Origin of the sequence: Paraglaciecola sp. T6c (genome assembly GCF_000014225.1) — a bacterium.
Classification (GTDB): Bacteria; Pseudomonadota; Gammaproteobacteria; order Enterobacterales; family Alteromonadaceae; genus Paraglaciecola; species Paraglaciecola atlantica_A.
In genome coordinates, this window is record NC_008228.1 from 2,489,547 (window position 1) to 2,508,700 (window position 19,154).

Below are 19,154 nucleotides of genomic sequence, written 5' to 3' on the forward strand. Positions count from 1 at the left end.
ATCATCACTTCCTGCATTTTAATATGCGCTAAAAAATCAATTGGCCAATTGGCGTTTAAATAATTTCATGTTCACTTTCCATTTTGTTTTTAGCTTGTTTTTCAAACTTCTTGGTTTCCAACTATTATAAGATATGCATTTCTCTGCAAGCCTTTGTTCTACCTCTGATACTAAGTTAAACGACTTTATACAGCTCCATGGCACATTATCAAACCCCAAGAATGTGTTTACTTTGTTTTCCATATGAATAACTGACATCCACATGGGTTTGTTTCGAACAGACTTAAGCGCTTTAACATCGCTCCACTGTCCGTGACGATCTAAAAACCACACTGTTTTTATCTCACCTGCTTTCTCTATTAAGCTGATGAAAGGGTTATGCACATGTGAGCGTTTTGCAAAACACACTTGCGGTTCAACTTGCAAGGTATAGCCATCTACAATATCAATTGCCATAAACGACTGCTGAGCAAAATGACTTTGGACTTCTCTGACATAATCTTGGTGCAAGCTATCGTCGTTATCTAAACGAGATGTGATGACATAAGGTTGTCTGAGACGTTGTTTAATCTGAACACGAATTTGCGACTGAAACGCATCCATACCATCTATAAAAACGGGCGTAAACTGGGGGAATATCTGTTCGAGTCTTGCTATTTCACGCCGAAATTTATCAGGGGTCGTAACGTCAAAAAACACAAGCCACGTAAAATTTTGTTGAGTTTGTGCTGTAAGGGAAGAGAAGCAATAATTCTCAAACAATGCTAGGCGATTGCTCATCCAAGTGTCGGTCAACACAGGGGCGTTGGTTTTCGACAACGTCCAATCTACCTTACGTAAGTTAAATCGCGTAATAATAAAATGCTGAAACATTTTTACCCCAGATTATACAGAATGAGTTGTTTTTGAATTATGTCAGAACCCAGATATTCCGCATGAAAATAACGCTAACAGAATTGAAAGATTACAAATTAAATCAGACATAAAACATTTAATTTACATTTGTATTAAATTTGAAAGCGAGCACTAACTACGGGGTATTGCTTCTAATATAGCTGGCTATAAGTATCGTTAGCATATTTCTAATCAATCTAAAATATCGCACTGCTGCTAATTTAGTCATTGATATAGAGTTGACTTATACTTGATTGATCAAGTATTTGTCATTCATCGTTCTTTGTTGTAAAGTATTCGTCTAGGGGTACTCAACGAGTACTTTTTCAATTGGAGAAAACGGCATGGAACAACTTCCTTCCTCTTTAGCGTTACTATTCTCATTGTCGGGAACGGTTGGGAAATTAAGTAAAAAAGCAGACCGTGCGCTTGGTGTACACGGCATTAGTTTGAGTGAATTTATGGTGCTGCATCATTTACATTATGCTCAGAATCAAGTGATGAGTCGCACCGAGCTTGCTGATGCTGTCAACCTCACTGCGTCTGGGGTGACACGCCTATTGATACCGATGGAGAAGATCCATCTCGTTGAAAAAGAAAAAAACAATCGAGATGCACGGGTCAGTTTAGTTAAACTGACTTTCACAGGGCGTGACATATACAAGTACGCATTTCTCAGTTGTAAAAATACGTTTGATGAAGCCGTTAAAGATATCAGCCCTAAGCAGCTATCAACCGTATTAGAGGTGTTGAAAAAACTTTCTTAAGCAAAAGCGCATCTGTTCGCCAATTTTTGCAAAGATACATTGAATGACAATGGGATAAGAGAAAGGACGTACATGAGTATCAGTTTATTAAACGTTAGCGCCGAGTTTTCATCAACGTTTGGGTTGCATGAAATCAATTGGTCCATTGAAAAAGGTCAACATTGGGTGCTCGTAGGCCATAACGGTGCGGGAAAGTCCGCCTTAGCTGCGCTGCTTGCAGGCTATGGGGAGCTGCAAGACGGAGCGCTAACTTCAGATTTCAAACGTATCGAGCTCGTGTCCTATGAAAGCCAACAAGCGTTGATTGAAAAAGAACGAGAAAAAGACTCTGCTGATATTTTAGATGTCATAGCGGTTCCCACCAAGGTGCATGAACTACTGTGTGCCGCTGATGGAAGTGGGTGCAGCAGCTTGCAGTCACCCTTGTGTCTTAGGCTGATTGAACTGTTTAAGTTTAACGGCCTTTTATCAAGAGATTTCGTGGCGTTGTCGACTGGAGAAACGCGAAAACTATTGCTTATTAAAGCACTATTGGCCAAACCAGATTTGCTTATTTTGGATGAACCTTTTGATGGTTTAGACGCTGATATGCAGCTCAGATTACGTCAGTTATTAGATGAGCTTTCAGTGGATATTACCCTAGTTTTTGTCCTCAATTGTTGGTCGGAAATTCCTCAATTTGTCTCTCATTACGCACTGGTTTCCCGGGGGGAATTACAGGCGACTATCTCAGCGAAAGATACATCAGCCGTTGGGGATTTATCGCGCTTATTGTCCCTTCAGCAGTCTAATTTTGTGCTGCCTGAAGCTGATTCTGATGTTACGCGTAACTCTTTCGTACCAGGAGATACAATAGCCTCCCTTAATAAAGTCGCCATCAATTATCCACAAGGAGCTATAATCGAAGATTTGTCTTGGCAGATAAAATTGGGGCAACATTGGCAGTTAAGTGGCCCTAATGGCTCGGGTAAAACTTGTCTTTTGCAGCTTATTTCTGGCGATCATCCTCAGTGTTATATAAACGATATTTTTGTGTTCGGTTTTAAACGTGGAAGTGGTGAAAGTATCTGGGACATTAAGAAGCACATAGGGTTTCTTTCCAATGCGTTTCACCTTTCATACAGAGTAAATTGCAGCTTGGTGCATGTGGTGCTTTCTGGGTTTTATGACAGTATCGGTTTGTATCAACAGCCGACGAAAAAACAAATACAGTTAGCGCAACAATGGTTAGGCGTGATTGGCTTAGCCGATCACGAAGCCACGCCTTTTCAGCAATTATCATTTGGCGATCAGCGGTTAGCCCTCATTGTAAGGGCTATGGTCAAACACCCACCTTTGTTGATTTTAGATGAGCCGTGTAATGGTCTTGACGAAATCAATCGTCAACGTATTCTCGCGGTCATTGAAACTATCGCTAAGTCTACTAGTACATCGGTTATTTACGTCAATCATCACAGTGATGACGTGATTGATGGTATCACTAACCACATTTTACTGGATGGCGATTCTCCTGACTGTGAAGTTCGTTATGCCTGCAGTGATGCATAACTAAAGATCTGACCCTAGGAGTTTATACCAATCCGCATTAATAAATGCCCCTCAGAATGCGTCCAGCGTTTTTGATTGAGGCGTTACTATGTAGTAATGGTTGTTCCCTTTCAAATAGTGAGAACGCAGAGCAGAAGTCGCTGGATAAAGCGCGAATGAACAAAAGAGATAAAGAAAAATGAGCAATATTGAGATCAGAGATGTCAGCGAACAAGATTTTGAGCGAATTGTCGAACTTAACCTTGCTGAAGTGGCACATACCAGCACCATGAGCATTGAAGACGTAGCGCGTTTGCATGCCATATCAGCCTACCACCGAGTCATAATGTTTGACGATATCATTGCTGGTTTTTTACTCGCTATGGGGCCTAAGAGCCCCTACATAAATGACAATTATGCATGGTTTAAAGTGCATTATCCTAGCTGTATGTACATCGATCGCATTGTGCTTGATGCCGAATACCAAGGTAAGCGACTGGGACAACTATTATATCAAGATCTATTTTCATGGACTCAAGAACAAAACGTTATCCATGTCGTGTGCGAATATAATGTGATGCCACCGAATCTGCCATCAGCCAAATTTCATCAACGATTAGGTTTCAAAGAAGTGGGTTTTCAATGGTTGCCTCTTAATAAGAGCAGCACGGCGACATTAACGACTGATGATGAGATTAATGTCAAAACATATAAAAAAGTCTCTATGCAATGCTGTGACTTGTCCCGCTGTTGAGGTACCTTGCTCATCGGTATGGGATTACTTTACCTAGCGACACATAAAGAAGGCGTAAGCGCGTTTTAACACTACTGCTTACAGGTATGTCAAACACCTGCAATGGCGCGATAAAATCGCAATAAAAAAGCAGAATAAAGAGAAAATAAGAAGGGCTATAAATGCAAAATATTGTGGATAGCATTTACCAAGAGATGCGTAGTCGCACGGATCGCGGCAAAGTCGCTAATTATATACCGCAACTAGCCTGTGTTGATCCCAACCAATTCGCGCTGACTGTGGTCACTCAAGAAGGAGAGGTGTTTAGTGCTGGTTGTGCTCAGACTTTGTTTTCTATTCAAAGTATTTCAAAAGTGTTTACCCTAACGATGGCATTAGGCAAACTAGGCGATGCTTTATGGGCACAAGTAGGAAGAGAGCCCTCTGGTGACCCATTCAACTCCATTGTTCAGCTTGAGCATGAAGGCGGGATCCCGCGAAACCCATTTATTAACGCCGGGGCCATTGCGGTCGCTGATGCTATTATGGGCCACAATGAACCTAAAGAAACCTTAGCTGAAATCCTGCATTTTGTACGTTTTGTGGCAAATGATGACAGTATCTCAATTGATGAGAAGGTCGCTCAATCAGAAATGATGACGGGCAGCAGAAATGCCTCTCTAGCGCATTTTATGGCGTCTTTTGAGCGCTTAGAAAACCCAGTAGACAAGGTACTGGGCACCTATTTTCATCATTGTTCGATATCCATGACCACAGAACAATTGGCCAGAGCTGGCATGTTTTTAGTGTCAAACGGCACTAATCACTGCACGGGTATGCGTGTTGTACCTGAGCATCGTGCCAGGCGCATTAATTCATTAATGTTGATGTGTGGTCATTACGATGGTTCAGGGGAGTTTGCTTATCGAGTAGGCTTACCGGGTAAAAGTGGAGTAGGCGGTGGTATTTTGGCCATTGCCCCTGGCAAAGCGTCTATCGCAGTGTGGTCCCCTGGGTTAGACAAGATTGGTAACAGTAAATTAGGTACTGAAGCGTTGGAAATGCTAGTACAAGAAACTGGTTGGTCCATTTTCGGCCACTAAGACACTACCTTTTCTAAAAATAGTATATAAAATAAGGAGATACGGCTTTAGGTAGCACTCTAGCTATAACCTGCTTTTTTATTGTGCCTCGTTAGGAAAACTGCATGTCAACCCATCGTCATTTTTATCAGCCTCATCAAGGGCACGCATTAAAACATGATCCGTTTAATGCGATTGTCGCGCCGCGTCCTATTGGGTGGATTTCTACCAGAGCATCTTCGGGGGAATTAAACCTCGCTCCTTACAGCTTTTTTAATGCGTTCAACTATCATCCACCTATCATCGGTTTTGCCAGTATCGGTTATAAAGACACCATTAAAAATATCGAACAAAGTGGCGAGTTCTGCTGGAACCTAGTGACGGAATCGCTTGCTCAAGCGATGAATCAGACCAGCGCAACCCTGCCAAGCCACGAGAGTGAATTTGACTTCGCTGGCTTGGCATTAGGTGAATCACATGTGATTGATGTACCTCACGTCGCGGCGAGCCCATCTGTTTTGGAGTGCCGAAAAAGTCAAATCATTCAGTTGACTGGTGCCGATGGGAAGTTGGTCGATACATGGATGGTAATGGGTGAAGTAGTCGGTGTACATATTGATACAGCATTCATTGTTGATGGCGATTATAACACAGCATTAGCAAAGCCCGTATTACGAGGCGGTGGAGCCGGGGATTATTTTAAAATCGATCCCGCACAGAAATTTACCTTATCTAGGCCATAATAAAGAAGCTAATGAAATACTTGATATAGAGGAAATATGGAAATTATCAGAAGTAAAAAATTTACCGCATCACTTCCTTGGGGATCAATGAAAATAGCTAACATGAACGGGATAACCACTAAGCTGCATTGGGCAAACGAACCCTATCGCTGGCATGTTAATGAAGGTGAGGAAGTGTTTGCCGTACTCGATGGCATGGTTGAAATGCAATACATGAAGGACGGGGTGGTGCACACCAGTTTGCTCAATCAAGGTGATATTTTTTATGCCAATGAGGGAACCGAGCATGTCGCCAGCCCGGTGGGAGAAGCACGTATTTTAGTGGTGGAAACTGAAGGCAGTATTTAAGGTTTATCTAGTGTAATGCTAAGCCCAAGTCGAGGCGACGACTCGGGCGGCTTGCTTATGCATAATTTTGTAAGAATGCAAACATGACTTTCAGTGCGATTTCTATATCTGGCACCTCTATCGCTTCGCCAGGATGATGACTTAATCCTTTTTCGCAGCGCATAAACAGCATAGCAACGGGGCATACATCAGCCATGGCCATGGTGTCATGCCCAGCACCAGATGCGAGCGTAAAAGGCAGAACTTCACTAGTTTTACACGCATCCAACAATTGTTGCTGCAAATTCTCGTCACATTTTACCGCTGGCGCTTGGTGCGTTGGCGCGATATCCATTTTTACACGTCTTTTCTGTGCGATAAGGTTTAATTCATCAATGATGAGTTTTAAGGTCTCATCCCTTAGGGCGTCATCAATACTGCGTATGTCTAAGCTAAAAGTGGTCGCGCCTGATATAACATTAACCGCACCTGACAAACATTTTAGATGACCCACAGTCGCCACTATGCCTTTTTCTGTGGCCAAACGCTCAATGGCTAAAATCATTTCACTCGCTGCAGCAAGTGCATCTTGGCGCATGGGCATGGGGACTGTCCCCGCGTGACCTGCTAAGCCTTTTAGGGTGATAGCAAAACGTTTTGCTCCAGCAATGCCATTGACCACACCAACGGCTAAATCGTTGTCTTCAAGTACTGGGCCTTGTTCGATATGAAACTCGAAAAAGTCGCTGACATTAGACTGGCTGCGGGATGCGTTGTGTACTTCGGCAATATCAAGCCCAGCATCGAGAAACGCTTGGGTCAACGACACACCATTTTCATCAGTCAAATCGTTCCATTTTTCTTGCCACGTACCGGCGACCGCACAGCTACCTAATAAGGTTGCTCCAAATCGTGTGCCTTCTTCGTCACCAAACCCCACTAACTCTAGATGAAAAGGTAACTTGATATGATGATCATGTAGATAATGAATTAAGCTCAATGGCGCCAATACACCTAAGATCCCATCGTATTTTCCGCTATTGGGCACGGTATCTAAGTGGCTACCTATGACTAACGTTTTGGCATCAGGATGACTACTTGGATAACGCCCCCATTGATTGGCGGCTGCATCTTGCCAGGTTTCCATGCCTGCTTGTTCCATCCATAAAGCCACCTGGCGGTTAGCTTGTAAATGCTCAGGCGTTAGGTACTGCCGGTCAATACAATCTGGGTCTTGACTAATATGGGCGAGCACATCACAGCGCTCGTATGTTTGAATAGCGTAGGGGGCTAATGTGGTCATTAACCTTTCCCGCTGTACACAGAGAACGCGCTATCAATGGCTTGGCCAGCCTGTAATGTGTGGCCGGCTCTGCGCAGTAAGGTTTCAAGGGATTGCAACGTATGCAATACCGTGTCCTGACGAGCGTTATAACCCATGGTGCCGATACGCCAAATCTTACCGTGTAGCGGCCCAAAGCTCGTGCCGATCTCTATATTAAAATCGTGCAGTAATTGATGACGAATTTGTTCACCATCGACACCCTGTGGAATATAGACCCCGACCACGTTGTTCATCTTGTGACGTAAGTCCCCAAAAGGTTTTAGGTTCATCCCTTGAATACCAGCCAGCATGGCATTTCCGTGTAATTCATGACGGGCGATGGACGCTTCAACGCCTTCTTCTAACAAATTTATCGCGCATTCGCGGGCACAATAAAGCATGGACGTTGCTTCGGTGTGATGGTTTAAGCGCTCTTCTCCCCAGTAATCAAGGATCATGGGAATATCAAAGTAGTTCGAACGAATGCGGCTGCCATTGCCGGCATTATGATGATCGGCTTTTATGCCGGCCTCAACATGTTGTCGCCCGCGGACTAATTCGACGTAACGTTCGCTTAGTGTAATAGGCGCACTTCCACTAGGGCCGCCTAAACATTTTTGTAAACCAACGGACACTGCATCTAATTGCCACTTATCGGTTTCAAAGGGGTTGCCGCCTATGGAGGCTGTGGCGTCTGAGTAAAAAATGACATCATGGCGACGGCAAATTTCACCTATGTGCTCAAGCGGCTGCAACATGGTAGTAGAGGTGTCACCTTGCACTAAAGCGAGGACTTTAGGCTGAACGCGCTTAATCGCCTCTTCAATTTGCTCAGGCTCGAATATTTCGCCCCATGTGGCTTCAATGCAGTGCACATCTGCGCCTGCTCGTTCGGCAATTTCTTTAAGTAAATGCCCGAAACGACCAAAAATGGGTACCAGAACTTTATCTCCTGGTTCGATGCATGACACCAAAACAGCTTCAATTCCAGCTCTTGAGGTACCGTCAATCAATAGTGTTGCCTTATTTTTGGTCATAAACACATCACGATATAAACTCATGACTTCGTTCATATAACCGGTCATAACTGGGTCGTACTGACCGATCAGTTGCGTAGACATGGCACTCAACACCCGGGGATAACAGTTTATTGGTCCTGGGCCCATTAGCAGGCGAGGAGGGGGAGTAAGGTGTTTCACTATGCGTTGCGCTCCAAGGTAAACATTAAAAGATAAAATTAAAAATGGGTTTTACTCACACCGTTATATAAATAACTGTGCAAGCATGCGTGTGCCGGTGATGAGTAACACCACGGCGAAGATTTTTTTCAACATATTGGCATCAAGTTTAGAGGCGATACCTGCACCGATAGGCGCGCAAATAACGGTTAACGGCACAATGCAAGCGAAGCCTACAAGATTGATGTAACCGAAAGTGCCAAGTGGTGCATCTTGCGGTGTTTGGCCGAAAATCAGTAAGTAAAGTGCAGCAGGAAACGAGATGATCAGGCCAATCGCAGCGGCCGTGCCCACGGCCTTGTGGGCAGGATAATTAAAAGCGGTTAAAATCGGCACGGATAACGTACCGCCACCGATGCCCACCATTGAACTGAAAAAACCGATACAACCTGCAATAATAGATTGACCTATACGGCCAGGTAAGCTATTGGCTAGCGCTGATTTCCCTGTTCTAAACAACATGTTAAGGGCAGATAGCGTCGCTACGATCCCAAATAAGGTTGTTAGGTATCGGCCATCTACCTTGGTCACAAGCCAACTGCCAATCAGTACGCCAATTAAAATCAATAACCCCCATTGCTTGAGTAAGTCTGCATCAACATTGCCTTTTTTGCGGTGTGAGCGAATCGAGCTGATCGAGGTCGGAATAATGGTTGCTAAAGAGGTGCCTGTTGCAATATACATGGCACTTTCTGGGCTGACACCGAAGGACTGAAACAAGAAAAACAACACGGGTACGATCACTATTCCGCCGCCCACACCAAGCAATCCTGCCAGTAAACCCGCGAAAATGCCTGTGCCGATCAATGCGGCGATTGTTGGCAGGTTGTTTAACACTAATTCCATCATTTTATTATTCGTCTCTATCAAGTTGTAAAGTATGTTTTCAGTTATGCGTGTAGCGCGATTAGTCTAAAGTGTGTGCTGCAAATGCGTTTCCGTCACTGCGAGGGTCGGTGGCAGCTGTTACCGTATTATCAGGTCGTTTAACAACCGCGCCAGCGTGACCCATTAACTCATTACATGAATCAACCAGCGCAATATCATGACCTTTAGCTATGAGTTCGTTTTGAATAGTCTCTGCTAAGTCTTGCTCAATTTTCAAATTGTGACTCTCATCCCCCCAAGTTCTGCCAAGTAACCAGCGACCTAAGCGAATAGATTCAGGCAACGACTTTTGCTGATAAATATAGCGCGCGAACAAGGCGGCTTGTGTTTGAGGTTGGCCTTCGCCGCCCATGGTGCCATAGCTTAAACGCCGACCGTCTTTCAGCTCAGCAAAGGCAGGGTTTAAGGTATGAAATGGTTTCATGCCTGGGGCCAGTTCTTGTAAGCTATCAGGGGTTAACGAGAATGATGTGCCACGGTTATTCCACACAATCCCCGTTTGTGGCGAGACAACACCACTACCAAATTCCCAGTAAATACTTTGGATGTAACTAACCATTCGGCCTTCACCATCACATGCTCCCATCCATATTGTGTCTCCGGGTTTCGCTTGATGTGGCCAAGGTAACGCGTGTTCAAGGGTGATGTCAGCTAGCATACTATCTAGTGATTCTGCCGATAGCAGGCTTTGCAAATCGACGTTCAAGCGACTGGCATCACCGACAAATTGATTGCGCTTGATAAAGGCTTGCTTTGTGCACTCCACTAACAAATGCACAAACTCGGCTTCTGTTGTGGCCAAGTGTTGTACTTTATCGAATAAGGCCAGTATTAATAACGAAGCAACGCCTTGAGTAGGGGCCGGTAAGTTGTATAAGGTACCTACGGATGTGGTTACCGAGAGCGGCTCAACAATTTTAGCTTCGTAAGCGTTAATATCTTCAAGGGTGATAGGGGAGCCCGCTGCGTGCAAATCTTCTGCTAACGCCTGGGCTATTTCGCCTTGGTAAAAATCCTGCAATCCATTTTCTGCTAATTTGTTCAAGGTTTTTGCGATGGTTGGCAGTTTTAGGATCTTCCCTTTTTTCAAACTCTTACCTTTGATCAAGAATTGTTCAAAGTGAGGGATGGTTGATAAGTCCTCGAATGTTTTTTCACTGGCGTCTTGCAAACTTTGTGTGACTTCAATACCCCATTCAGCTTGGCCTATCGCTGGGGCGAGTAGTTCACTCAGCGGCAGAGGTGTTTGCCATGTTTTACTGATCTCCAATGCTTTATGCCAACCTGCGACAGCGCCTGCCATGGTCAACGCGGCTTTAGAACCTCTTGAAGGAATAGCAGATTGCCCAGCGTAATAACTAAGAGTAGCGTTTTTACACGCCGTACCGCTGGCATCAATCGCTATGGGGGCTTTTCCGGGCTCACTGATTAACCAAAAGCCGTCACCGCCCATGCTGTTCATGTGTGGGTAGACCACTGAAATAGACGCAGCAGCAGCCACCATGGCTTCTATGGCGGTACCACCATGTTGCAAGACGTTTTGTCCAACTTGACTCGCTGCGTAATGTGGCGCTGTAAATGCGACAGGTTTTGATGTGTTACTCATTATTATTCATTCTCTAAAAGCATGCGTGCGATTTCGATTAACTGTTTGTCATGATTTTTTTGGCCAATTAATGAAAATCCAATAGGCGCCTGCGGGTTAATGGCTAGCGGAATATGTAACTGAGGTAGACCACATAGACCTGCAATACAGGTAAGGTTCATCAGGGTATTCCGATAGGTGGCTAATTGTTCACTCGGCGTATTTATCAGTGGCGCGGCGCCGGGCGTTGTTGGTAAAAATATCACATCGCATTGACTAAATAGATGCTGGATGTGAGAAATAAATTCTTTTTGTTTTTTCTTTGCATTTTGCTGCTGATCTTCAGTGATAGTGGCACACCATTCGAATCGCTCTTGTATATCAGGAGCAAAGGTAGGTTTTAGCTCTGTTATCCACTGCCCATGGGTTTGCCAGATTTCATAGCCTTGCAAGATACGAAAGGTTCCGCTGGCCTGAGTTAATAAATCCGAAGATAAACCGGAGGATAAAGTGCACTGGCGCTTAACCATTCTATTGTACGCAGTACCCAGTGTGTCAGAGTATTCACATTGGGCGGCTAACTCTTCAGCGAAGCCGATTTTAGCGTCTTTCACTGGGCAAGGTGTTTGGTCGTCGTCCTTGTTAAGCAATACCTGCGCGACCTTATCTAAGGTCGATAAATCCCGGGTTATCCAACCCACAGTATCAAAACTCGGTGCAAGGCTGACCATATGCTCACAGCTAACACGCCCATGCGTGGGGCGCAAACCAAACAAGCCGTTATAGCTAGCCGGTACACGTATTGAGCCACCGGTATCAGTGCCCAAACCTACTTGTGCGCTGCCTTCGCGCACAGCCACTGCCGATCCACTTGATGAGCCTCCGGGCAGTCTATCTGGTGCGGATATATTAAATGGCGTTCCGTAATGAATATTCTGGCCATTTAAGCTATACGCCAATTCGTCGGTGATGGTTTTACCGACTAAAGATGCACCGGCATGTAAAAGAGCGTTAACTGCAGGTGACGTTTGCTGCGGTGCAGGGTGGCTCGCTAACCAATCAGGATTCCCAGCGGTGGTGGGTAATCCCTTTATATGAAATAAGTCTTTAACCGCTAACGACACACCGTTGAGGGATGCATCGCTGCTTTGCTTGTCTTGGTCTGATTCTTGGCCTGGTTCTTGGTTTAGTTGTAATACGTATGGTGTCTGACTGATAAAATGCGATGCAGCGTTACTCATATAAACTTAGAAAGTTGACCAAATGGTCCTATATGAAACAAATGTTTCATCAAATAGTCAAGAGAAACATGTGTAATATTTACTATATCGGGATCATTATGCGCTGCATATAAAATTACCGCGATAAATCAGCGGCTAAAGAGCAATGGACTGAACCGAGAACGAGCCACAAGGCTTGAAACGAAATAGGCATAAATCATCGTTTATTAGGTTGAGATCATACTGAGTGCGCGCTGCTCTTAGCGAAGAGGGCTACTCACAAGAGATGGGGACACCGCGCAGGCGCTACTGTGGATTGCGCCGCTTGAGGAAGGCCTCATTAAACCTGCACGGTTTCGTCGATACGTTAATTAAGTCATCGATTTTGGATCGAGTAATTTTTCAAGTTCCTCCCGAGGAATGTCTGTCATTTGTGCGGCAACATCAATGACTGGGCGTTTTTCCTCATACGCCGCTTTGGCAATCAATGCGCCTTTCTCATAACCCACTCTATTGTTTAATGCTGTAACTAATATGGGGTTCATGCTGATCGATTCGGCCATACGATCACTGTTGGCCCTCATAGTGACAATCGCTTTATGGGTGAGGGCGTTAATGCCGTTACTTAAGATGGAAATGCTGGTTAACAAGTTGTACCCAATAAGAGGTAGCATGGTATTTAGTTGAAAATTACCTGACTGGCCTGCAATCGTGATGCTTTGGTGATACCCCATGACTTGTGCGCACACCATAGCCAAAGCTTCAGGTATCACGGGGTTCACCTTCCCCGGCATGATGCTACTTCCTGCTTGCAGTTTATCTAGCGCTATTTCCCCAAGTCCAGTCAGTGGGCCGCTGTTCATCCACCTGAGGTCATTGCATATCTTCATTAAGCTTACTGCCAGCGTATTGAGATGTCCGCTGACTTCAACCGCTGTGTCTTGGCTGCTGATGGCAGAAAAATAATTATCCACTGGCATAAAACGCAGGCCAGTTAATTGACTTAAATGGCGACACGCAGTGGCGGCGAAATCCCGGTGGGTATTGATCCCAGTGCCGACGGCTGTGCCCCCTAATGCCAATGCGGAAATACGCGGTAATACTTCAATTAGACGGCTAATTGATTGTTGAATTTGCTTGCTCCAACCACTCAATTCTTGGCCCAGCGTAATCGGCATAGCATCCATTAAATGAGTGCGACCTGTTTTCACCGTATCTCGATACAAAATGCTTTTGGCATCAATGGCTGATTGTAAACTTTGCAATCCAGGTATTAAGTGCTGGCTTAGGGCTAATGTTGCGCTTACATGAATAGCGCTGGGGATAACATCGTTTGAACTTTGCCCCATGTTAACATGATCGTTGGGGTGTACATGCCTGCCAAGTTTTCGTTCGGCTAAGGTCGCAATAACTTCGTTGGCGTTCATATTGGTGCTGGTGCCAGATCCTGTTTGATACACATCCACCATAAATGCGTTATCGTGATCGCCTTGTGCAACCTCCATAGCAGCGCGCTGTATGTCGATGGCTATTTCACTGTCTAAACCAGCCACTTCAGCATTGGCATACGCCGCGCTTGCTTTTAGTAACGCTAACGCATGAATGAACTCACTTGGCATGGGCGTGCCGCTTATTTTGAAATTATCTAACGCGAGGGAAGTTTGCTCTTTATATAGCATCTCGGGTGCTTGAGAGTCGCCAGATATGGTCTCGGATGATGAACTTAGTGAAGTTGGATGTTCTGGAGATGAATCAGCGTTCTTGTCACGTGGGCTATGCATAGGTGTTCCTTACAGTACTGTAGGGGAATAAAAATTATCTACAGTAGACCTTGGTGTGAATAGACGGTTTTCAAGGGAGCAATTACTTATTTACTCATTGTCAGCCTCAAAGCCAAGCCATCATGCAGCCCACCACGTAGTCTTTAGCGCTTTTCTAGCTCGTCTAACTCTTCATACAAAGAAGAGATTTCACTGATGCGACGATCAGCGGTTTTATCAAGCAAGGTGAAGACTTGATTGCAGATAATTGATATCACACTCATGGGCGCTGCATAGCTATCTAAGGCTTGCTCTTGCCCTAGTTGACAGATTATCAATTGCTTCACTTGATCAGCATAAATTTGCCCCGAGGGATCGGCTAATAAGGCCACGTTGTGGTGTTGAATTTTATCCAGTAAGGGTTTAAATATTTTAGGTCGGCGGCGAAAGCCAACCAGAATAACCAATTCGTCTTCACTTATATCTCGTAATTCTTCACTTAAAGTTTGCCCTGGTTGGGGTAATAAGCGCACTTTGCTGCGGATCTGCAGCAATTGCTGCCTAAAATGCAGTGCAACTGGGTAGCTATTGCGAAAACCAATGAGGGTAATTCGAGACGCCTGGCAAATAGATTGGATCAAGCCATTTAACTGAGTCTGATCAAGATTGCTCCACGTCTGCTCTATGCGCTGGATCTCCCGATTAAGTGCTCCTCCCTGATCAGACTCCATATACATGGGGTAACCATTGGCGCGAAACGTGTTCAGCTCTTGTTTGGCGTCATGATGTGAGTCATAGCCTAATTGGCGAAAAAAACGACTCACCGTGGCTTTAGACGTTTGTGTCTTTTCGGCGATTTGCGCCACAGAACAACTAAGAACATCTAACGGGGTATGCTGTAAATGATCGGCAATTAATCGGGCATTTGGAGAAAGGCCTTGATACTGCTGTTCAATGCGCTCAATGAAGGGTATTTTTGCCAAAATGTCGTGTTCATTATAATAAGTGGCTGTATAGCTTATACCAATTTGTTGTTATAAAGGAACCATTGCTCCACTCAGTTGCTCTTTGCAGCTTGAAGAATTCGCCCGGTAATTTGATCGATACCCTATAAATGACCATTAGAATTTTTGGTGTATTTGACGGCAATTGTATCCCTAGGTCGATAAAACGCAGCTACCCTAACCACGCGATGATAGCGCTAAGAAAGCCATAAGGTTAAAATAGGCCATTGCATTCATATAGATACACCTAATAGAGAGCGTTCCTAGTGTTTGAAAGAGGATCTCAATTTAGCCCTACGATGGCAGCTGAGGGTTGGCCAAAAATCGTTATTTTAACAGGGGCAGGCATTTCAGCGGAATCAGGTTTGAAGACGTTCCGCGATAATAACGGATTATGGGAAGAGCATTCAGTACATGATGTTGCAACGCCAGAAGCCTTTGTTCGAAACCCTGAATTAGTCTATCGATTTTACAACCAGCGCAGAGCGCAATTGCAAAGTGACAATGTAAAGCCGAATGCAGCACATATTGCACTTGCTCAATTAGAATCTGTATTACCTGGTCAAGTATTGGTGATTACCCAAAACGTTGATGACTTGCATGAGCGGGCAGGAAGTAAACATGTATTGCACATGCACGGTGAGTTATTATCTGCTCGCTGCTGCCATAGTCAACGCCGCTTTTCGATGAAAAACCAGTTTGATGGCAACAGCCGATGTAAATGTTGTACACCAAGCCAAAATATTAGACCGGATATTGTCTGGTTTGGTGAAATGCCCTTTTATATGCAGGAGATAGAGCGTTCAGTGCAAGAGGCCGACGTGTTTATATCCATCGGTACGTCAGGCAACGTTTATCCTGCAGCGAGTTTAGTGCAAATAGCGAATGAATATGGAGCACATACTGTTGAGTTGAACTTAGCGCCAAGTGAGGGGAACGATAATTTTTTAGAGGCGTACTACGGTTTAGCCAGTGATGTCGTACCTAACTACATAAAAAATATATTAAGGGTAATTAAATGGAGCTGAGTCTTTATTGGGGCGAGTTCTTAACAATCGCCGGGGTACACTTGTTGGCAGTGGCAAGTCCAGGTCCAGACTTCGCAATTGTGCTAAAGCACAGCATCAATTATGGTCGGCGCATCTCGATGATCACCAGTGTGGGCGTCGGCACTGCGATACTCTTGCATGTGACTTACTCTTTGCTGGGTATTGGTCTGCTGCTTAAAACGAACCCTTTGGTTTACACCATATTTAGTTATTTAGCAGCGGCTTATCTAGTCTATATCGCGATAGGCGCACTTAAAAGTAAGGCGCCAGATAACACTGCACCGGTGTCGGCCAACGTGACACAAAGCACCATCAGTGACAAAAAAGCATTTGCTGTGGGATTTTTAACGAACGGATTGAACCCCAAGGCAACGTTGTTCTTTTTATCGGTATTTGCTGTGGCTGTATCAGCCGAAACGCCAAGCAGTATCAAATTGGTCTATGGATTGTATCTCGCAGTAGCTACAGGCGTATGGTTTTGCTTCTTGTCATATTTACTTGGCACGCGAAAAGTCCGTGCCTTTATTCGCCAATATAGCCATTGGTTTGACCGCATCATGGGGGGAGTTCTTTTGCTGCTGGCAGCAAAATTAGTCATGACGTAAGTTAGATAAGCGCGCGTTGGCGTTCATCGTTGACGCGTCTATCTTCGCAACTTTTCTGCATTTCAGATAAAATAATTAAGTCGTAAGAGCAAAAGGCAATTTGGTGGAACAAAACAATAAAAACACACTGGGCGGTGACATTAATCAATCGTTGTCTGGCGATACGCAGCTTGATCTCAATGCATGCGTTAAAGAAGGCTGGTTACTGTCAAAACGTCACTTTTATCGTATTTTGCAAGGGGCATTATTCACCTTAGGCATGATCCTGCTATTACTGATGTTGATAGGTCGATTCGTCAGCATTGAAGAATTACAAAACCCGTCGGTGTCCCTCAGTTTCGGCCTAAACTTGCTTTTTACACTCATTACCACGCCGCTTATCACTGCGCTAATGATGATGGGGATTGGCCATAGCGTTGGCCTACAAGTAGCCTTTATGAACTTGGTAAAGCGAATGGCGGGGTCGGCTATGTTGATTTTCTGTGCTTTGATGCTAGGTGCTCTAGTCAATTTGGGATTGGGCTTATATATTTTGCCTGGGATATATCTGGCTATGTCCACCGGATTTACCCTAATTCTTTTGGTTGAGAAGAAATACCGACCCAGCCAAGCCATATTGGTATCAATGCGCGTGTTTAATCGCTATTGGTTGCCGTTGAGCCAGTTTTATATTGTTTCTTTTGTCCTCTTTATTGCAGGCCTGTTTACCTTTGGTATTGCACTTGTTTGGATTGTGCCTTGGTACCTTCATACTAAAGGCGTGTTGTACCGTACTTTGTTTGGTGTTGAAGTCAGTGGCCAACCTTCGAATAAAACAGACAATAAAGACTCGGTTTTTTATGCATAACACCCATAAAACATATCAAAAATTTCGATATTTTGCAGTCGCATGTGGCCTGTTCGCCATTATGTATATTGCCGATGATTATTTTAAAAACCAATTACCTGATACTGCACTGCAACTCAGTGACGATGAGATGCGTATTTTAATTGATGATATTGGCCGGCAGTCTAAGGCGTCTCCTCATTCCCTTGAGGCCAAAAAAATCCCGAACTTCAAAAAATATGATGACGTCATTGAGAAGAAGCGTGCATTTTTCGCCTATTTATTACCTGAAATACAACATCAAAATACGGTAACATTGATTAAGCGCCGCGCGGTCAAAAGCATCGCCCAACAACTTGAAGCGCATCATACTTTAAGCCCCTTTACTGTTAAATTGCTGAAAAATATGCGACGCGAGTACAAGATTGACAAGGGATTGACAGATCTTCAAGCGACAGCAGTGTTGCTGCATCGGGTAGATATGATCCCCCCTGAGCTGGTGCTCATTCAAGCGGCTAACGAATCAGGATGGGGCACATCTCGCTTCGCCAGAAAGGGCTATAACTTCTTTGGCTTGTGGTGTTTTAAAAAAGGTTGCGGTTTTGTTCCTAAGCGCAGAAATGAAGGCACTGTGCACGAAGTGGCAAAATTTAAAGACTTATCCCACGCAGTTAAAACCTATATCAGAAACCTAAACCGACATTATGCTTATAAGGAACTACGGGATATTCGCGCTGACCTCCGCGCTCAAGATAAAACAATTACCGCTAGCGCGTTAGTGCATGGCTTGCAAAGCTATTCAGAGCGCGGCCAAGATTATATCGATGAATTATTAAGCATGATGAGAGTCAATAAAGAGTACATGAATTTATGAAAAAGTGGTTATTAGCCGCTTGGGTCATACCAAGCTGCTTCGCAGTAGCGCAACAACAAAGTCACAATCAATCATCAATCGCGAAAACGTCTACATTAAATGTTGAGTACAGCAGTTTTTACAGTCATGTGCGCAAATTGGATGACAAAGATACCAGTGCTCTACAATTTGCGTTTGGCTTCAAGCACGTGCAGAGCAAAGCGCTTTGTCATATTACTCAGGCGTATATCCACACTCAGAAGCAGGATATTCCACTCACGGTTACAAACGAACAACGCTTTACTGTACCTAGCGAAAAAGCCTTGAATATGGCGAAAGCCCAAGTCGCGTTAACGTTGACTGAGCCTGCGAATCAATGTGATATGTCAGTGCAGCTTGAAACCAAGCCAGAGTGGCTAAAAAAGCAATATACTGCTGACGAACTAGCAACCTTGTTCACTCAATACCAAACTTTCTTTGATGACATGGGCAGTTTTCTGTCGTTTCTGATGCCCTCTGTCGATGGGCTAGCCGTGCACTTCTCTGACCTTTCCCTCAACAAAACGCTTGCGGACGGTGCTGTAATCGAACATGGCAGTTTGCACCTTTCTAAGGACTGGTTGAACGAGAAACACAGCTTGGAATTACCGGTTTTACCGTTACGCATAACCGCTAAGACCACTAAGTAAGCTGGTTTTTACATTAAATGTCTGTTTTATAAAGGTTAGT

The 19,154-nt window shown here is 44.4% G+C and carries 19 protein-coding genes; 11 read left to right on the top strand and 8 right to left on the bottom strand.

Going from position 1 to position 19,154, the window contains the following annotated elements; all coding sequences use genetic code 11:
• Positions 1 to 36 precede the first annotated feature (36 nt).
• Positions 37 to 873, bottom strand: coding sequence for a glycosyltransferase (locus PATL_RS10435; protein ID WP_011574853.1), 837 nt, complete (start codon positions 871 to 873; stop codon positions 37 to 39).
• 365 nt (positions 874 to 1,238) lie between these two features.
• Between PATL_RS10435 and PATL_RS10440 the strand changes: the two genes are divergently transcribed.
• The 6 genes from PATL_RS10440 (at position 1,239) to PATL_RS10465 (ending at position 6,094) form a co-directional block, all read left to right on the top strand.
• The gene (locus tag PATL_RS10440; RefSeq protein WP_011574854.1) at positions 1,239 to 1,661 is read left to right on the top strand and encodes a MarR family winged helix-turn-helix transcriptional regulator; all 423 of its coding nucleotides are present in this window, start codon (positions 1,239 to 1,241) and stop codon (positions 1,659 to 1,661) included.
• Between the two features lie 72 nt (positions 1,662 to 1,733).
• Positions 1,734 to 3,209: a molybdate ABC transporter ATP-binding protein ModF gene (gene modF / locus PATL_RS10445; protein ID WP_011574855.1), complete on the top strand. Its 1,476-nt coding sequence runs from the start codon at positions 1,734 to 1,736 to the stop codon at positions 3,207 to 3,209.
• Between the two features lie 178 nt (positions 3,210 to 3,387).
• Complete coding sequence (locus tag PATL_RS10450) at positions 3,388 to 3,942, top strand: GNAT family N-acetyltransferase (RefSeq protein WP_011574856.1); 555 nt, start codon at positions 3,388 to 3,390, stop codon at positions 3,940 to 3,942.
• 161 nt (positions 3,943 to 4,103) lie between these two features.
• Positions 4,104 to 5,024, top strand: coding sequence for a glutaminase (locus tag PATL_RS10455; protein ID WP_011574857.1), 921 nt, complete (start codon positions 4,104 to 4,106; stop codon positions 5,022 to 5,024).
• Between the two features lie 104 nt (positions 5,025 to 5,128).
• Positions 5,129 to 5,746: a flavin reductase family protein gene (locus PATL_RS10460; RefSeq protein ID WP_011574858.1), complete on the top strand. Its 618-nt coding sequence runs from the start codon at positions 5,129 to 5,131 to the stop codon at positions 5,744 to 5,746.
• Positions 5,747 to 5,782: 36 nt separating this feature from the next.
• Positions 5,783 to 6,094 carry a cupin domain-containing protein gene (locus tag PATL_RS10465; protein WP_006993949.1) on the top strand — a complete coding sequence of 104 codons (312 nt, stop codon included), beginning with the start codon at positions 5,783 to 5,785 and terminating at the stop codon, positions 6,092 to 6,094.
• Between the two features lie 55 nt (positions 6,095 to 6,149).
• Here the strand turns inward: PATL_RS10465 and PATL_RS10470 are convergent, their stop codons facing one another.
• The 7 genes from PATL_RS10470 to PATL_RS10500 all read right to left on the bottom strand — a co-directional run bounded on the left by PATL_RS10470 (position 6,150) and on the right by PATL_RS10500 (position 15,071).
• On the bottom strand, positions 6,150 to 7,376 hold the full coding sequence (locus tag PATL_RS10470) for an allantoate amidohydrolase (protein WP_011574859.1): 1,227 nt from the start codon (positions 7,374 to 7,376) through the stop codon (positions 6,150 to 6,152).
• Positions 7,376 to 8,563, bottom strand: a complete 1,188-nt coding sequence (locus PATL_RS10475) for a pyridoxal-phosphate-dependent aminotransferase family protein (protein WP_198136287.1) — start codon at positions 8,561 to 8,563, stop codon at positions 7,376 to 7,378. Before PATL_RS10475 ends, PATL_RS10470 begins: the two co-directional genes overlap by 1 nt.
• A gap of 96 nt (positions 8,564 to 8,659) precedes the next feature.
• On the bottom strand, positions 8,660 to 9,481 hold the full coding sequence (locus tag PATL_RS10480; RefSeq protein WP_041714396.1) for a sulfite exporter TauE/SafE family protein: 822 nt from the start codon (positions 9,479 to 9,481) through the stop codon (positions 8,660 to 8,662).
• 61 nt (positions 9,482 to 9,542) lie between these two features.
• Positions 9,543 to 11,129: a gamma-glutamyltransferase family protein gene (locus tag PATL_RS10485; protein ID WP_011574862.1), complete on the bottom strand. Its 1,587-nt coding sequence runs from the start codon at positions 11,127 to 11,129 to the stop codon at positions 9,543 to 9,545.
• Positions 11,130 to 11,131: 2 nt separating this feature from the next.
• Positions 11,132 to 12,349, bottom strand: a complete 1,218-nt coding sequence (locus tag PATL_RS10490; RefSeq protein ID WP_011574863.1) for an amidase — start codon at positions 12,347 to 12,349, stop codon at positions 11,132 to 11,134.
• Between the two features lie 350 nt (positions 12,350 to 12,699).
• Positions 12,700 to 14,007, bottom strand: a complete 1,308-nt coding sequence (locus PATL_RS10495) for a class II fumarate hydratase (protein WP_041714397.1) — start codon at positions 14,005 to 14,007, stop codon at positions 12,700 to 12,702.
• 245 nt (positions 14,008 to 14,252) lie between these two features.
• A complete protein-coding gene (locus tag PATL_RS10500) occupies positions 14,253 to 15,071 on the bottom strand; it encodes a MurR/RpiR family transcriptional regulator (RefSeq protein WP_011574865.1) in 819 nt (272 codons plus the stop codon).
• 320 nt (positions 15,072 to 15,391) lie between these two features.
• On the opposite strand from PATL_RS10500, the gene cobB reads away from it, so the two are divergent.
• The 5 genes from cobB (at position 15,392) to PATL_RS10525 (ending at position 19,114) form a co-directional block, all read left to right on the top strand.
• Positions 15,392 to 16,120 (top strand): Sir2 family NAD+-dependent deacetylase, encoded by a 729-nt coding sequence (gene cobB, locus PATL_RS10505; RefSeq protein ID WP_011574866.1) that lies wholly within the window; start codon positions 15,392 to 15,394, stop codon positions 16,118 to 16,120.
• Positions 16,111 to 16,746, top strand: coding sequence for a LysE family translocator (locus PATL_RS10510; RefSeq protein WP_011574867.1), 636 nt, complete (start codon positions 16,111 to 16,113; stop codon positions 16,744 to 16,746). Before cobB ends, PATL_RS10510 begins: the two co-directional genes overlap by 10 nt.
• Positions 16,747 to 16,849: 103 nt before the next feature.
• A complete protein-coding gene (locus tag PATL_RS10515) occupies positions 16,850 to 17,593 on the top strand; it encodes a hypothetical protein (RefSeq protein ID WP_011574868.1) in 744 nt (247 codons plus the stop codon).
• Positions 17,586 to 18,446 carry a glucosaminidase domain-containing protein gene (locus PATL_RS10520; protein ID WP_011574869.1) on the top strand — a complete coding sequence of 287 codons (861 nt, stop codon included), beginning with the start codon at positions 17,586 to 17,588 and terminating at the stop codon, positions 18,444 to 18,446. Before PATL_RS10515 ends, PATL_RS10520 begins: the two co-directional genes overlap by 8 nt.
• Positions 18,443 to 19,114: a DUF2987 domain-containing protein gene (locus PATL_RS10525; RefSeq protein WP_011574870.1), complete on the top strand. Its 672-nt coding sequence runs from the start codon at positions 18,443 to 18,445 to the stop codon at positions 19,112 to 19,114. Before PATL_RS10520 ends, PATL_RS10525 begins: the two co-directional genes overlap by 4 nt.
• Positions 19,115 to 19,154: the final 40 nt, after the last annotated feature.

What these genes read in the sequence shown, in the direction of transcription:
- PATL_RS10440 (WP_011574854.1), top strand. Translation starts at nt 1,239, where the DNA reads ATGGAACAACTTCCTTCCTCTTTAGCGTTACTATTCTCATTGTCGGGA.
- PATL_RS10510 (WP_011574867.1), top strand. Translation starts at nt 16,111, where the DNA reads ATGGAGCTGAGTCTTTATTGGGGCGAGTTCTTAACAATCGCCGGGGTA.
- PATL_RS10520 (WP_011574869.1), top strand. Translation starts at nt 17,586, where the DNA reads ATGCATAACACCCATAAAACATATCAAAAATTTCGATATTTTGCAGTC.
- PATL_RS10450 (WP_011574856.1), top strand. Translation starts at nt 3,388, where the DNA reads ATGAGCAATATTGAGATCAGAGATGTCAGCGAACAAGATTTTGAGCGA.
- PATL_RS10460 (WP_011574858.1), top strand. Translation starts at nt 5,129, where the DNA reads ATGTCAACCCATCGTCATTTTTATCAGCCTCATCAAGGGCACGCATTA.
- PATL_RS10495 (WP_041714397.1), bottom strand. Translation starts at nt 14,007, where the DNA reads ATGCTATATAAAGAGCAAACTTCCCTCGCGTTAGATAATTTCAAAATA.
- PATL_RS10455 (WP_011574857.1), top strand. Translation starts at nt 4,104, where the DNA reads ATGCAAAATATTGTGGATAGCATTTACCAAGAGATGCGTAGTCGCACG.
- PATL_RS10435 (WP_011574853.1), bottom strand. Translation starts at nt 873, where the DNA reads ATGTTTCAGCATTTTATTATTACGCGATTTAACTTACGTAAGGTAGAT.
- PATL_RS10465 (WP_006993949.1), top strand. Translation starts at nt 5,783, where the DNA reads ATGGAAATTATCAGAAGTAAAAAATTTACCGCATCACTTCCTTGGGGA.
- PATL_RS10485 (WP_011574862.1), bottom strand. Translation starts at nt 11,129, where the DNA reads ATGAGTAACACATCAAAACCTGTCGCATTTACAGCGCCACATTACGCA.
- modF (WP_011574855.1), top strand. Translation starts at nt 1,734, where the DNA reads ATGAGTATCAGTTTATTAAACGTTAGCGCCGAGTTTTCATCAACGTTT.
- PATL_RS10525 (WP_011574870.1), top strand. Translation starts at nt 18,443, where the DNA reads ATGAAAAAGTGGTTATTAGCCGCTTGGGTCATACCAAGCTGCTTCGCA.
- cobB (WP_011574866.1), top strand. Translation starts at nt 15,392, where the DNA reads ATGGCAGCTGAGGGTTGGCCAAAAATCGTTATTTTAACAGGGGCAGGC.
- PATL_RS10480 (WP_041714396.1), bottom strand. Translation starts at nt 9,481, where the DNA reads ATGGAATTAGTGTTAAACAACCTGCCAACAATCGCCGCATTGATCGGC.
- PATL_RS10470 (WP_011574859.1), bottom strand. Translation starts at nt 7,376, where the DNA reads ATGACCACATTAGCCCCCTACGCTATTCAAACATACGAGCGCTGTGAT.
- PATL_RS10475 (WP_198136287.1), bottom strand. Translation starts at nt 8,563, where the DNA reads ATGGGCCCAGGACCAATAAACTGTTATCCCCGGGTGTTGAGTGCCATG.
- PATL_RS10490 (WP_011574863.1), bottom strand. Translation starts at nt 12,349, where the DNA reads ATGAGTAACGCTGCATCGCATTTTATCAGTCAGACACCATACGTATTA.